We start from the raw sequence: 14,164 nt of genomic DNA on the forward strand, positions 1-14,164 counted from the left end.
GGCGGAAATCGGCGTCGGCGCCGGGCGGCTCAGCCGCGCTCGACCACCACCAGGTGGCGGTCCGCGCCCAGCCCCGGGACCTGCAGCGGGTGCACCGCCTGCACCACCCAGCCCGGCGGCAGCGCGGCGATCTCCTCGTCCGGGCGCACGCCCTTCATCGCCAGCAGCCGCCCGCCCGGCCGCAGCAGGTGGCCGCCGACGGCAATGATGCCGGCCAGCGTGTCCAGCGCGCGCGCGGTCAGCAGGTCGTAGGCGCCGGCTTCGTCCACCGCCTCGGCGCGCGATTCGGCCACGCGCGCGTTGTCCAGCTTCAGCTGGCGCACCGCCTCGCGCAGGAAGCGCGCCTTCTTGCCGTTGCTCTCGACCAGGGTCACCCGCAGCTGCGGCCGCGCGATCGCCAGCGGGATCCCCGGCAGCCCCGGGCCGGTGCCCAGGTCGGCCAGCTCGCCCGCCTCCACGAACGGCTGCATCGCCAGCGAATCGAGCAGGTGGCGGGTCACCATCTCGTGCGGGTCGCGGACCGCGGTGAGGTTGTAGGTGCGGTTCCAGCGCGCCAGCAGCGCCAGGTAGGCCAGCAGCGGCGGCGCCAGCGCGGCGGCGTCCAGGCCTTGCGCGCGCAGGCCCTGGTCGAGCGCGGCGCGGACGGAGTCGGGGAGGGAGGCGTCGTTCATCGCCCGATTATCGCAGGTGCCGCCAAGGTCACTGCCATGTAGCGGACATCGTCGCGGCCGACGATACGCGGCGGTTCATTGCAATCGCGGTGCAGCGGCATGTCGGACATCCAGAAACGCCCCTCGGCCGCCGCCGGCGCCCTGCCCGATCCTGGCCGGCGCCGGGTCCTGGCCGGGCTGGGCCTGCTGGCCGCCACGCCGCTGCTGAGTCCGTTCGCGCGGGCGCGCGGGTTCGACGATCCGTTCACCCTGGGCGTGGCCGCCGGCGATCCGCTGGCCGACGGCATGGTGCTGTGGACCCGGCTGGCCCCGCAGCCGCTGGCCGCCGACGGCCAGGGCGGCCTGCGCGCGGCGGTGCCGGTGCGCTGGAGCGTGGCCACCGACCCGGGCATGGCGCAGGTGGTGCAGCGCGGCGTGGCCACGGCGCATCCGCGCTGGGGCCATGCGGTGCACGTGGAGGTGAGCGGCCTGCAGCCGGGCCGGCCGTACTGGTACCGGTTCGAGGCCCTGGGCGCGCAGAGCCCGCTGGGCTGCGCGCGCACCGCCCCGGCACCGGGCAGCCTGGGCGAGGCGCGCTTCGGCTTCGTGTCCTGCTCGCACTGGGAACAGGGCTATTTCAGCGCCTACCGGCACCTGGCCGCCGAGCAGCCGGACCTGGTGTTCTTCCTCGGCGACTACATCTACGAATACAGCAGCAAGGGCGAAGCCGCCACGCAGATCGTGCGCGCGCACGGCAGCGGCGAATGCACCGACCTGGCCGGCTACCGCAACCGCTATGCGCTGTACCGCACCGACCCGGACCTGCAGGCGCTGCACGCCGCGGCCGCCTGCGTGGCGACCTGGGACGACCACGAGGTGCAGAACGACTACGCCAACCGCTGGTCGCAGGATCCGACGATCCCCACCGCGCAGTTCCTGCGCCGCCGCGCGGCCGCCTACCAGGCGATGTACGAGCACTTCCCGCTGCGCGCGCGCAACCGCCCGCACGGCGCGGACATGCGCCTGTACCGCGCGCTCGACTACGGCGCGCTGGCGCGCTTCTTCGTGCTCGACGGCCGCCAGTACCGCAACGAGCAGCCGTGCATCCTGCCCAACGGCTGGCGCGGCGGGCATGTCGCCGCGCCCGGCTGCCGCGACATCGACGACCCGTCGCGCAGCATGCTCGGCGCGGCGCAGGAACGCTGGCTGCACGACGGCTTCGCCCGCTCGGGCGCGCGCTGGAACGTGATCGCGCAGGACCTGCTGGTCGCGCCGATGCTGCAGCGCGACCCCAAGGACGGCCACCTCGGCCACTGGACCGACGGCTGGGACGGCTACCCGGCCACGCGCGAGCGCATGCTGCGCGCGATCGCCGACACCAAGGTGCGCAATCCGGTGTTCTGGGGCGGCGACATCCATTCCTACTGGGTCACCGACCTGAAGGCCGACGCCGCCGATCCGCAGTCGCCGACCCTGGCCACCGAATTCGTCGGCACCTCGGTGACCTCCAACGGCCCGCCGTACGAGGCGATCGCGCAGATGCTGCCGCGCAACCCGCACGTGCGCTATTTCGAGAGCCGCCAGCGCGGCTACGTGTCGGTGTCGCTGAGCCAGGCGCGGATGGAGACCCGGCTGCAGGCCATCTCCGAACGCCGCGAGCGCCTGGCCACGGTGTCCACGCTGAAGCGCTTCGTGGTCGAGGACGGCCGCGCGGGTGCGGTGGAGGCGTGAGCGGCGGCAGCGGCAATCGGCGCGACCTTGTGGGAGCGACTCCCACAGAACGCGCTCTGGCGAAGGGCCTGCCAGCGCTACGCCGGCTCCAGCGGATACCAGGCCAGCGCGGCGCGATAGCCCGGCAGCGGCATCCATTCGTGCACCTGCCAGCGCGCGGCCACGCCCAGCGCCGGGTCGCACCAGGCCAGGTGCAGAACACCGGCAGCGTCCTCGGCGAAGCGCAGCCGGTGCAGTCCGAACGACAAGCCGTGGCCATGCGCCTTCAGCAGCGCTTCCTTGGCGCACCACAGGCGGAAGAACAGCGCCTCGCGCGCCGGCGCGGCCAGCGCCTGCAACAGCGCGACCTCGTCCGGATGGAAGAAGCGCTGCGCCAGTTCCAGCAGCCGCGGCCGCGCGCGCTGGCGCTCGATGTCCACGCCCAGCCGCACATGCGCGCCGATCGCCACCAGCAGATAGTCGCCGCTGTGGCTCCATCCCGTTCCCACATGCGCCAGCGGCGCGTGCAGCCAGGGCCGGCCGCGTTCGTCGCGGCGCAACGGCAGCTGCGCCTCCGGCGTGGCCAGCTCGGCGGCGAGCAGGCGCCGCGCCTGCGCCTCGCCCGGCGTGCGCGGCGGATGCGGGCGCAGCCACAGCGTCACCGGGCCGACGCGCCAGTCCGGCGGATCCGCGCGCAGCGGCGCATCGGCAGGCGCACTCACGCCGCGCCCACAAACCACAATGGCCGCTGCGCCGGGCCGGCCTGGGAACACGGGCGCTTCACGGCAGCGCTCCTTAAATGGCGCACGCCACACCGCTCCCGGTGCGGGCAGAACCGAGGAGTCTTATCCATGGGCATCATCATCTGGTTGATCGTCGGCGGCATCGTGGGCTGGCTGGCCAGCATCATCATGCGCCGTGACGCACAGCAGGGCATCATCCTGAACATCGTCGTCGGTATCGTCGGCGCGTTGATCGCCGGCTGGCTGTTCGGCGGCGGCATCAACCAGGCGATCACCCTGTGGACGTTCCTGTACTCGTTGATCGGCGCGGTGATCCTGCTGGCCATCGTCAACCTGTTCACCCGCGGCCGCGCGCGCTAAACGCAGGCGCCCCCGCAGGTTGCGCAAACGCCCGGTCCGCCGGGCGTTTGCGTTTGCGGCGCCGCTCATGGCGTGGCGCGATCGGCCGGATGCCGCACGCCGTCGCTGACCGGGACCGCGATCGCCAGCGCATACGGGTCCACGCCGTCCAGGCAGCCGACGTTGTAGCCGTATTCGTTGGGATCGGAGCGGCGCCGGTGATGCGTGTAGATCCCGCACACCCCGCAGAAGTAATGCTGCGCGGTGTGGGTGTGGAACTGGTACAGGCGCAGCACGTCCTCGCCCTGGCGCAGGTGCAGCGCGGCCAGCGGCACCGAGGCGACGATCGCGCCGCGGCGGCGGCACAGCGAACAGTTGCAGCGGCGCGGATCGACGATGCCGTGCGGCAGTTCCAGGTCGATCTGCACCGCGCCGCAGTGGCAGCTGAGCCGGTGCAGCGGCGCGATCGCGGTGTCGCCGACCTTGTCGATCCAGCGGCGCGGATGACGTTCGTTCACGCGCCGCCCTCCTCTAGTTCGATCCAGGCCGGCGCGTGGTCGCTGGGGCGGTCCCAGGTCCGCGGTTCGCGGTCGATGCCGGCCGCGCGCGTTTGCGCCTTCAGCGCATCGGAGACCAGGGTCAGGTCGATGCGCAGGCCGAGGTCGCGGCGGAAGCCGGCCTGGCGGTAGTCCCACCAGCTGAAGATGCCGCCGTCGTCGTGGTGCAGGCGGAAGCCGTCGTGCAGGCCCAGCGCCTGCAGCCGGTGCAGCGCGCCGCGCTCGGCGGTGGAGGTGAGGATGTGGTTGTCGCTCCACACCAGCGGGTCGTGCACGTCGCGCGCGTCCGGGGCGATGTTGAAATCGCCCAGCACCACCATGCGCGGATGGCGCTGCAGCTCGGCGGCGAGCCAGTCGTGCACCGCCTCGAGCCAGCGCAGCTTGTAGGCGTACTTGTCGGTGCCCACGTCCTGCCCGTTGACCACGTACAGGTTGACGATGCGCAGGTCGCCGACGGTGGCGGCGATGACCCGCTTCTGCTCGTCGTCCAGGCCGGGCACGCCGATCTGCACGTCGCTGGCCGGCGCGCGCGACAGGATCGCCACGCCGTTGTAGGTCTTCTGCCCGGCGAACACGCTGCGGTAGCCGGCCGCGGCCAGCGCCGCATCCGGGAACTTGTGGTCCTCCAGCTTGGTTTCCTGGATGCCGACCACGTCCGGCGCGAACGCCGCCAGCCACTGTTGCAGGTGCGGCAGGCGCACGTTGAGCGAGTTGACGTTCCAGGAGGCGATCTTCAAGGGGAGAATCCATGTCGGGGCAGCCGGCCGGTATTCTGACCGCTGCCCGCCGCGACGGCCAATCCGGCACGGCCGCGGCGGCGTCCGCTCAGCGGCGCGCGCAGCACTGCGCGTACAGGTCCGGGGCCAGGGCCAGCGCCTGCTGCCGCTGCGCCGGGTCCAGCGCGTCGAGCAGTTCCTCGCCGCCGGCCAGCCGTTCCGGCGGTGGGAACGGCTGTCCCGGCGCCTGCCGCGCCGCCAGCCGCCAGGCCGCCGCATAGGCCGGATCGGCGATGGCCGGGATCGGCGACTCCAGCACCTGCGCCAGGTCCTCGATCGCGGGCCGGTCGCCGCGCAGCGCCAGCGTTTCCAGCTCGGCGACGACGGCCTCGGCCTCGCCCTCGTCGGCCGCCGACAGCGCGATCCGTTCGCCGGGACGCTGGCCGGCGCCGGCGCGGTCGAGCAGGCTGCGCAGGCGCTGCGCCAGCAGGCTGCGCTGCGCATCCGCGTCGCCCTGCGCGGCGGCGCTGCGCAGGATCGTGTCGATCTGCGCGTACTGCGCACGGCCGATGCCGGCGCAGGCGTCGCGGCGCTGGCGTTCGGCGTCGCGTTGCGCCGCGGCCGCCGCGCGGTCCATCTCGTCGATCCCGGGCGGCAACACGGCGCTGGGCGGCGGCGCCTGCGCGCGCTGCCGGCACGCGTCGTACTGCATGGCGATGGCGTACATGCGCTGCGCGTCCACGCCGGCGGTCCAGGCCGAAGGCGGCGGCGTGGCCGTTGCCGCGACGGCGGCAGGCGGCATCTCCGGCGGCCCTCGCGTCACCGCGGCTTGCGTGCGCGGCCGCGCGGCGCCGGCGACCGTGGCCGGCGCCGGCGCCGGCGGCCGCAGCAGCGCGATGGCCAGCGCCGCGCACGCCAACGCCGCGGCGGCCACGCGCAGGCGACCACGCAACGTCGCGGTCGGCGGACGCGCGCGTACGCTCGTGTGCATGCCCGGCTCAGTGCGCCGCGGCGGCATACGCCGCACGGTCGAAGCTCAGCGGATGGGCCTGGCGCAATTGCTGCAGCGCCTGCGCCGCCGCCTGTTCGCGCAGCTGCACCTCGATCTGCCCGCGCACCGCATCGAAGCGCGCCTCGGTCTTGGCGTCCAGCCGGATCAGGTGATAGCCGTCGGGGCCACGCACCGGCGCCGATACCTGGTTCACCGCCAGCCGCTGCACCGGGGCGACGAACGGGTCGGCCAGGTAGCGGCCGAACGTCGATGAAAGCCGGCCGCCGTCCATCGCGGTGCTGCCGTCGTCGGACTCGCGCGCCGCCAGCGCGGCGAAGTCGGTGCCGGCATCGAGTTGCCGCCTGAGCGCGTCGGCCCGCTGCAGCGCCTGCGCCTCGGACAGGTCGTGGCCGCGGCGCGCGTCGGATTGCGGATGCAAGGCCACGAAGATGTGGCTCAGCTGGTATTCGTCGTAGTCGCCGGGATGGGCCTCGAACTGTTGCCGCAGCTGCGCCGCGTCGATGCGTGCGCTGCTGGCCAGCGCGGCCATCGCCGATTCGGCCAGGATCGCGTCGACGGCCTGGCGCAGGCGCGCGGCCACCACCGGGTCGCGTTCGAGATGGTGCTGCCTGGCCTGCTCGAGCAGGATCACGCGATCGGCGAACCGGCGCACGGCCTGCGGATCGTCGATGCCGGCAGCGGTCGGCGCGCCGTTGCCGGCCAGCGCACGGTATTCGCTGGCGGTGAAGCGCGAGGCGCCGACACGCAGCACCACCGGATCGGCGCCGGGGGGATCGGCAGCGGCGGCAGCGGCAGCGGACGCGGCAGCGAGATGGCAGGCCGCAAGCAGGCAGGCGACGGCGGCACCGCGCTTGGCGAGGGAAAGGGACATGGTCGGTTCCTGGAATGGCGTAGCGGACGGCGCGAGCGCGCCGTCGTCGGAAACGGCCGGCCCGTCCGGGCCGGCCGGTCGAACACAACGGCTCAGTCGTGCTTGCCGCGCGCGCGCAGGTAGGCCATCGCGGTCTTCGGATCGTCGGTGGTGATCAGGTCGAAGGCTTGCTGGTTGACGATGTAGTTGAGGTCGCCACGGTTGTCCGCGGTGTCGCGGCCGCCGGAGTAGGAGAAATACAGGTCCGACAGGCGATAGCAGCAGGCGCCGGTGTTGTTGTAGAACTGCCCGCCGCCGGGACCGTCGGGGATCGCCTGGAACACGCCGACCCGGACCCCGGACTCGCGCACGGCGTCTGCATCCTTCTGCAGCAGGCCGCCGAGCTGCTTGACGTTGACCTCCATCGACTTGCGCTCGGTGATCCAGGCCAGGATCGAATTGGCGACGTCGATCTTGGTCAGCATGTTGGTGGTGAACACCGGGATGCCGATCATGCCGTTGCCGTCGGCGCGGTACGCCGCGCGGGTCGGATACAGCGTCGCGTTGACCTTGGCGGCGACGTAGTTGCCTTCGGCGACCGAGAATGCGGCGTCGGCGGCGCGGTTCACCGCGCGCACCGAGGCGGCGTCCTTGATGTCGAACACCATCGGCGTCTTCAGGTTGTGCTGCTTGTAGTAGGCGAACAGCTCGTCCACGCGCGGCACGTGGTAGCCGGTGGTGGTGCGGCGGTCGGGCGTGAGCAGGAACAGCTTGCTCACCGTGGACCACGGCACCGTGCTCACCGCCGGGTTGGTGCCGGTGTTGTTGGCCGGGTTGTACTCGGTGCCGCCGCGGAACGCGGTCCACACGTTGGTGGTGCGGCCCAGGTTGTAGTCGTGCAGGACCACGGGCACGCCGTCGCTGGTCATCTTGATGTCCAGTTCGACGCCGTCCATGCATTGGTCGTTGGCGGTCTGCAGCGCGCCGCGCGAATTCTCCGGCATGTCGCCGATGCCCGAATACTTGCCCCACAGGCCGCGGTGCGCAAGCACGACGCTGTTGCCGCCGCCGTCCTTGAACATGATGTGGCTCATCTTGGTTTCGACGCTGTCGCTGCAGGACGCCAGCGCCAGTTGCGGCGCGGCGGCCAGGGTGGCCAGCGCCGCCAGCACGCGGCAGGCGCGCGCCAGCGGATGTTGCACGAGGTTGCTGTTCATTGGTCTCTGTCCCAGTTGGAAAGAAGTGGCGCCAAGGGTGGACGAGCGCCTGCAGGTCGACGCTGCGGCGGGCTCGCTTGCTGCGCGCTCCGAACGCGGCGGAGGGCCGCGCAGAGGCCGAAGCCGACCGTGATCGGCGGTGGCGTCGGGGGCAGAATCTAATTACTAACTATGAATTAATTATTTCCGGTGCGCGACCGCGGCACGGCAGCCCGCTGCGCTTGACGCTTGCCGCCGTCGTTGTCTACGGCGGGCGGCATCGCGCACGCGCCTGTGCCGCGGATGGCGCGCCTCGGTGTCCGGATCGGATTCGAAACGGCCGTGGACGTCGCAGGCGTGCCCGGCCTGCGCGATCAACGCAGCAGCAGATCGATCAGGCGCGCGATCTTCGCGTAGGGTGGCTTGAGCCAGTCGCTGGCGGCCCAGCGCGACTGCCACAGGATCGGCAGCGCCTTGCTGAAGGCGTCGAAGCCGGCGCGGCCGTGGTAGGCGCCCATGCCGCTGGGGCCGATGCCGCCGAACGGCAAGGCGTTGGCGGCGAAATGCAGCAGGCTGTCGTTGACGGTGACGCCGCCGGCGACGGTGGCGTGCAGGATCGCCTCCACCTGCGCGCGGTCGTGGCTGAAGGGATACAGCGCCAGCGGCCGGTCGCGGCCGTTGACCAGCGCGATCGCCTCGTCCAGCGTGCGGTAGCTGCGCAGCGGCAGGATCGGGCCGAAGATTTCCTCCTGCATCAGCAGCGCGTCGTCGCCGGGCTGCAGCACCACGGTCGGCACGATCAGCCGTTCGCGCTCGGCGCGCTCGGGTTCGACGCTGGCCAGTTCGACGACTTCCAGGCCGCGCGCGCGGGCGTCGTCCAGATAGCCGCGCAGGCGCCGGTAATGGCCTTCGTTGACGATGCGGGTGTAGTCGTCGGCCTGTGCGAAGTCGCCGTAGCGCGCCAGCACCTGCGCGCGCAGCGCCTGCACCAGCGCCGCGCTGCGGCCGGCATCGATCAGCACGTAGTCCGGGGCGATGCAGGTCTGCCCGGCGTTGAACCACTTGCCGGTGGCCAGGCGCGCGGCGGCCTGCGCGAGCGGGTAGTCGGCGCAGACGATGGCCGGCGACTTGCCGCCCAGCTCCAGGGTCAGCGGGGTCAGGTTCGGCGCCGCGGCCGCCATCACCTTGCGCCCGACCGCGGTGGAGCCGGTGAACACCAGGTGGTCCAGCGGCAGCGCGGCGAAGGCGCCGGCCACCTCGGCCGCGCCCAGCGCCACCGCCACCCGCTGCGGCGGGAACACCTCGGCCAGCAGCGACTGCAGGAACTGCGCGGTGCGCGGTGTGTGTTCGGACGGTTTCAGGTAGACATGGTTGCCGGCGGCGATGGCGGTGGCCAGCGGGATCAGCGCCAGGTTGACCGGGTAGTTCCATGGCGCGATCACCCCGACCACGCCGACCGGCACCGGCCGCACTTCCGCGCGCGCCGGCCACAGCCGCCAGCCGGCGCCGACCCGCTGCGGCCGCATCCAGCGCTTGAGATGGCGCAGCAGGTGATCGATCTCGCCGAGCACGGTCATGCCGTCGGCGAGCAGCGATTCGTGGCGCGAGCGATGGCCGAAATCGGCGGCGATGGCGTCGGCCATCTCCGGCAGGCGCCGCTTCAGCGCCGCACGCAGGCGCAGCAGATCGTCGCGGCGTTGCGCCTGCCCGGGCTTGGCCGCCTGCCAGGCCGTGCGCAGCCGCTGCAGGGTGGCCGGCAGGTCGGCGAGCGGCGTGTCGGCGGCGCTGGAGGTGGGGTCGGGAATGGACATGCGCGCACTATACGATGCGGCACCTGGCCCCGATGCGGGCGATGCAGGACAGGCGGTGGCGTGGCGTCGGCCGGCCATGGTCGCGGCCATGCCGGAGCGCGCTTGGCGGGTGACCGAGGGTTTGCCGCGTCGCGGCTGAAGCCGCTCCCACAACGGGCCGACCGGTGCGCCGCCGCCGTGCGGACGGGGCCTCGCCGCGACGGCGTCGGATGCCTGCCATCGACCATCCTGCAAGCGTTTCGATTCCTCCCTCAGCACGCATGGCCTGCGCCGACCGGTGTGTCGCGGCTGAAGCCGCTCCTACAGGGTGCGCGTCGGCGAAGGGGCGCGGCGGCGTGCAGGGTGCGCGTCAGCGAGGGCGCGCGGCGGCGCGACGGGCGGTCATGTCGCTTCGAGCAACAAGGCCTGCAGCTGCGCCAGCGTCGCCACCTCGTAGTGCGGCACGATACCCTCCGGCGCGGCCACGCCGTGCGCGTTGACCCAGCAGGTGTGCAGGCCGGCGGCCAGGCCGCCGGCGATGTCGGCATGCGGGTTGTCGCCGACCATCAGCACCTGCGCGCGCGGCGGATCGCCCAGTTGCGCCAGCGCGTGGTCGAAGATGCGCGGATGCGGCTTGGCGTATCCGATCTGCTCGGAGATGGCGACGACCTCGAAGCGGTCGTGCAGGCCGGTGCGCTGCAGCCGCGCCTGCTGCAGCGCGGTGAAGCCGTTGGTGACCAGGCCCAGCCGCGCGCGCCCGCGCAGCGCATCGAGCAGCGCCACCGCGCCGTCCAGCGGCGCGCACAGCTCGGCCATCGCCGCCAGGAACGCGGCGTTCAAGGTCTCCGGCGCGGTCTGCAGGCGCTGCGCCCAGCCGGCGAAGCGGCGCTGCTGCAGCTGCAGCGCGGTGATCGCGCCGTTCTGGTACTCCACCCACAACGGCCGGTTGAGCGCGGTGTAGTCGGCGTAGTCCTGCTCGGCGAAGGCCACGCCGTAGCCGGCGAACATGCGCTGCAGGCCGGCATAGGCATCGAAGCGGAACAGGGTGTCGTCGGCGTCGAACAGGATCCAGCGGTAGCGCATGCGGCGGCCTGCGGGCGGTGTCTACCGCGCATGGTAAACGCATGCCGGCGCCGGCGAATCCCGCGCATGGCGCAGCGCGCAAACGACGACGCCGGCGCGAAGGCCGGCGTCGCCGTGCCGGACGCATCCGGCGCAAGGGCGCGATCGCTTACTTGGTGATGTCCACGTTGCGGGTCTCGCGCAGGAACAGCGTGCCCAGCACCAGGGTCATCAGCGCGATGCCGATCGGGTACCACAGGCCGTAGTAGATATTGCCGGTGCCGGCCACCAGGGCGAAGGAGATCGCCGGCAGGAAGCCGCCGAACCAGCCGTTGCCGATGTGGTACGGCAGCGACATCGAGGTGTAGCGGATGCGGGTCGGGAACAGCTCGACCAGGAACGCGGCGATCGGGCCGTAGACCATGGTCACGTACAGCACCAGCACCCACAGCAGCAGGATCGTCATCGGGATGTTGATGCGGGCGGTATCGGCCTTCTCCGGATAGCCGGCCGCGGTCAGCGCGCCCTTGAGCTCCTTGCCGAAGGCATCGGCCTTGGGCTTGGCGTCGGCCTTGCTCAGCCCGGCGGCCTCGTAGGAGGCGACCTGGCTGCCGCCGATGCGCACCTGCGCCAGCGAACCCGGCGCGGCCGGCTGCACTTCGTACGGCACGCCGGCCTTGGTCAGCGCGGCGGTGGCCACGTCGCAGGAACTGGTGAACTTGCGCACGCCCACCGGATCGAACTGGAAGCTGCAGGTGGCCGGATCGGCGAGCACCTGTGCCGGCGACTTGGCGCGCGCCTCCTCCACCGCCGGGTTGGCGAAGTGGGTGATGCCCTTGAACAGCGGCATGTAGGTCACCGCCGCCAGCAGGCAGCCGAGCATGATGATCTTCTTGCGGCCGATCTTGTCCGACAGCCAGCCGAAGAACAGGAAGAACGGGGTGGCCAGCGCCAGCGCCGCGGCGATCAGCAGGTAGGACACGGTCGGGTCGACCTTGAGCGTGCTCTGCAGGAAGAACAGCGCGTAGAACTGGCCGCCGTACCAGACCACGGCCTGGCCGGCGGTGGCGCCGAGCAGCACGATCAGCATCAGCTTGAAGTTGCCGTCCTTGAGGCTATCGCGGAACGGCTGCTTGGAGCCCTTGCCCTCGGCCTTCATCTGCTGGAACAGCGGCGACTCGCTCAGCTGCAGGCGGATCCACACCGACACGCCGAGCAGGATGATCGACCCCAGGAACGGGATGCGCCAGCCCCAGGCCTCGAACGCCTCGGTGCCCAGGGTCAGGCGGCACACCAGGATCACCAGCAGCGACAGGAACAGGCCCAGCGTGGCGGTGGTCTGGATGAAGCTGGTGTACAGGCCGCGCTTGTTCGGCGGCGCGTGCTCGGCGACATAGGTCGCCGCGCCGCCGTATTCGCCGCCCATCGCCAGGCCCTGCGCCAGGCGCAGCACGATCAGGATCACCGGCGCGGCCACGCCGATGCTGGCGTAGTTGGGCAGCACGCCGACCAGGAAGGTGGAGATGCCCATGATCAGGATGGTGACCAGGAACGTGTACTTGCGGCCGATGCGGTCGCCCAGGCTGCCGAAGAACGCGGCGCCGAACGGGCGCACGAAGAAGCCGGCGGCGAAGGCCAGCAGCGCGAAGATCATGCCGGTGGTCTCGTTGACCCCGCTGAAGAACTGCTTGGCGATGATCGCGGCGAGCGAGCCGTACAGGTAGAAGTCGTACCACTCGAACACGGTGCCCAGGCTGGAGGCGAAGATCACCTTCTTGTGGCCCTTGGTCAGGGTCTGGCCCGACGGGTTGATGGCGGTGCTGGACATAGGAAGCTTCCCCTCCGAAGCGGGTGGTGTGGCGGTGGCGGTCAAGTGGGTCGGGTGGCGCGGTCCGTCGCGGGTGCGGGGCGAGTCCGCGGCGGCGCGGCGCGCCCTCCCAGGGCGCCGCGCCGGCCGTGGCCTCAGAAGCTGTACTTGGTGGTGAACTGCAGGCGGGTGATGTCGCCCTTGGCGCCGCTTTCGATCTCGCGCTTGCCATACATCAGCTCGGCGCCGACGTCGACCTTGGGCATCGGCGTGTAGAAGATGTTGCCGCGGATGCTCTGCACGTTCTTGGTCACGCCCAGCCCGGTCAGCGCGGTGTCGTTGTCGTAGTCGCTGCGCGCGTAGATCAGGTTGGTGCGCAGCTTGGGCGAGAACGCATGGCGCCAGCCGATGTAGCCGGCGACCACGCCGACCGTGTCCAGGTCGCGGTCGGCCGCGTCGTAGACCGCGTCCTGGGCGATGCCCAGGCCGATGTAGCGGCCGATGCCCTCGCCGCCGCTGAGCTGGTAGAACAGGCTGTCGCTGTCGCTGGCCACCCACTTGCCGCCCAGGGTCAGGCCGCCGGCGGCCTTGCTGGCGTCGGCGCCGGTGGCGCGGTTGTCCACCTTGAGCTGGCCGAGCAGGCCGGCGATGCCGAAGCTGCCCCAGTCGCCCTTCCAGCCGTAGCGCACGGTCAGGTCCGGCAACGCGCCGCGGTCGGAACTGGCGCTGGTGATCACGCCGGTCGCGCTGCGGTTGTACACGGTGGTTTCGGGGTTCTCCAGGGCGATGCTGAAGCCGCCGTTGGTGTAGCGCACCTGCGCCTGGCGCACGAAGATCACGCCGTCGGTGGGGCCGATGAAGTCGGCCGCTTCCGGCAGCGCCGCCGGGTCCATGAAGTTGGACCAGGTCTGGCCGGCCAGCCAGTGGTTCCAGTACATGTAGGCGTGGCGCAGGGTGGCGCCGTAGGTGTTGGTGGCGGTCTGGTTGCCCAGCGCGTTGCCGAAGAAGTCCAGTTCCACCAAGGCGCCGGCCTTGTTGCCGGCGTCGGTGACGCTGTCCACGCCGAAGTTGATGCGCGAGAACTTGGCGTGCGCGTTGTAGTCGGTGCCGGACTTGCCGCCGCCGACCGGGGTCTGCCCGGGCAGGTACAGCGCGCGGCCGGTGGCGTCGTCGGCGAGCTGGCCGTCGCCGGTGCGGGTGGCCAGGAAATCGGCCTTGATGAAGCCGCCGACCTTGAACGTGGTGCCGGGCGCGGCGCCGGGGGTGATCGTGGTCACCTGGATCGGCGCCTTGCCGGCCGGCAGCGCGGGCTGGGCGGCCTGGCTGGACTTGACCGCGGCCACCTCGGTCTGGGTCTGTGCGATCTGGCCCTGCTGCTGTTGCTGCGAGGACAGCAGCAGCTGCACCTGCCGCTCCAGCTCGGCCACGCGGGCCTCCAGCGCCTGCTCGCGCGCCGACGGGGTCTTGCCGCTCTGGGCGAAGGCCGCGCCGGGCGCGACCAGCGCCACGAACAGCGCGGCCGCCAACGGGCGCCGTGCCAAGGATGCGATGCGGTTGCTCATTACTCCCTCCCGAATAATGGATGTCCGCCGCGCGCAGGCACGGCTGGATGCAGGGTGCGCGCCGCGGCAGGCCGCGCCTATTGGCCATTAGTCGAACGGGCGCGGTCTTTACGACCATCGTCTAAAGCCCGGCGCGTGCGCGCTTAACAGTGGATGCGGCAAACTGCGCC

At 71.7% G+C, this 14,164-nt stretch carries 13 protein-coding genes; 2 read left to right on the top strand and 11 right to left on the bottom strand.

Annotation, left to right across the window (positions count from 1 at the left end):
* Positions 1-29 precede the first annotated feature (29 nt).
* The gene (gene rsmG, locus AB3X10_RS22590; protein WP_369977727.1) at positions 30-671 is read right to left on the bottom strand and encodes a 16S rRNA (guanine(527)-N(7))-methyltransferase RsmG; all 642 of its coding nucleotides are present in this window, start codon (positions 669-671) and stop codon (positions 30-32) included.
* A gap of 99 nt (positions 672-770) precedes the next feature.
* Here rsmG and AB3X10_RS22595 point away from each other — a divergent pair, with 99 nt between their 5' ends.
* Positions 771-2,381 carry an alkaline phosphatase D family protein gene (locus AB3X10_RS22595; RefSeq protein WP_369977729.1) on the top strand — a complete coding sequence of 537 codons (1,611 nt, stop codon included), beginning with the start codon at positions 771-773 and terminating at the stop codon, positions 2,379-2,381.
* 77 nt (positions 2,382-2,458) lie between these two features.
* Here AB3X10_RS22595 and AB3X10_RS22600 read toward each other — a convergent pair whose 3' ends face one another.
* The gene (locus AB3X10_RS22600; RefSeq protein WP_369977731.1) at positions 2,459-3,082 is read right to left on the bottom strand and encodes a 4'-phosphopantetheinyl transferase family protein; all 624 of its coding nucleotides are present in this window, start codon (positions 3,080-3,082) and stop codon (positions 2,459-2,461) included.
* Between the two features lie 129 nt (positions 3,083-3,211).
* Here AB3X10_RS22600 and AB3X10_RS22605 point away from each other — a divergent pair, with 129 nt between their 5' ends.
* Positions 3,212-3,463 carry a GlsB/YeaQ/YmgE family stress response membrane protein gene (locus tag AB3X10_RS22605; RefSeq protein WP_003466992.1) on the top strand — a complete coding sequence of 84 codons (252 nt, stop codon included), beginning with the start codon at positions 3,212-3,214 and terminating at the stop codon, positions 3,461-3,463.
* 65 nt (positions 3,464-3,528) lie between these two features.
* On the opposite strand, the gene AB3X10_RS22610 is transcribed toward AB3X10_RS22605, so the two are convergent.
* The 9 genes from AB3X10_RS22610 to AB3X10_RS22650 form a co-directional block, all read right to left on the bottom strand.
* Positions 3,529-3,960, bottom strand: a complete 432-nt coding sequence (locus AB3X10_RS22610; RefSeq protein ID WP_369977733.1) for a GFA family protein — start codon at positions 3,958-3,960, stop codon at positions 3,529-3,531.
* Positions 3,957-4,736 (bottom strand): exodeoxyribonuclease III, encoded by a 780-nt coding sequence (xth, locus tag AB3X10_RS22615; protein ID WP_369977735.1) that lies wholly within the window; start codon positions 4,734-4,736, stop codon positions 3,957-3,959. Before xth ends, AB3X10_RS22610 begins: the two co-directional genes overlap by 4 nt.
* A gap of 88 nt (positions 4,737-4,824) precedes the next feature.
* Entirely contained in the window at positions 4,825-5,706 is an 882-nt protein-coding gene (locus AB3X10_RS22620; protein WP_369977737.1) for a hypothetical protein, read from the bottom strand.
* A 7-nt stretch (positions 5,707-5,713) separates the two neighbouring features.
* Positions 5,714-6,598: a peptidylprolyl isomerase gene (locus tag AB3X10_RS22625; RefSeq protein WP_369977739.1), complete on the bottom strand. Its 885-nt coding sequence runs from the start codon at positions 6,596-6,598 to the stop codon at positions 5,714-5,716.
* A gap of 92 nt (positions 6,599-6,690) precedes the next feature.
* Positions 6,691-7,704, bottom strand: a complete 1,014-nt coding sequence (locus AB3X10_RS22630) for a glycerophosphodiester phosphodiesterase family protein (protein ID WP_206229593.1) — start codon at positions 7,702-7,704, stop codon at positions 6,691-6,693.
* Positions 7,705-8,147: 443 nt separating this feature from the next.
* Positions 8,148-9,584, bottom strand: a complete 1,437-nt coding sequence (locus AB3X10_RS22635) for a coniferyl aldehyde dehydrogenase (RefSeq protein ID WP_369977741.1) — start codon at positions 9,582-9,584, stop codon at positions 8,148-8,150.
* Positions 9,585-9,965: 381 nt separating this feature from the next.
* Positions 9,966-10,646: a pyrimidine 5'-nucleotidase gene (gene yjjG, locus AB3X10_RS22640; RefSeq protein ID WP_369977743.1), complete on the bottom strand. Its 681-nt coding sequence runs from the start codon at positions 10,644-10,646 to the stop codon at positions 9,966-9,968.
* Positions 10,647-10,794: 148 nt separating this feature from the next.
* The gene (locus tag AB3X10_RS22645) at positions 10,795-12,453 is read right to left on the bottom strand and encodes an MFS transporter (RefSeq protein ID WP_369977745.1); all 1,659 of its coding nucleotides are present in this window, start codon (positions 12,451-12,453) and stop codon (positions 10,795-10,797) included.
* A 134-nt stretch (positions 12,454-12,587) separates the two neighbouring features.
* Positions 12,588-13,994 carry a DcaP family trimeric outer membrane transporter gene (locus AB3X10_RS22650; protein WP_369977747.1) on the bottom strand — a complete coding sequence of 469 codons (1,407 nt, stop codon included), beginning with the start codon at positions 13,992-13,994 and terminating at the stop codon, positions 12,588-12,590.
* Between the last annotated feature and the right edge of the window lie 170 nt (positions 13,995-14,164).

The sequence above is a fragment of the Xanthomonas sp. DAR 80977 genome (assembly GCF_041240605.1).
In the GTDB taxonomy this organism is placed as follows: domain Bacteria; phylum Pseudomonadota; class Gammaproteobacteria; order Xanthomonadales; family Xanthomonadaceae; genus Xanthomonas_A; species Xanthomonas_A bundabergensis.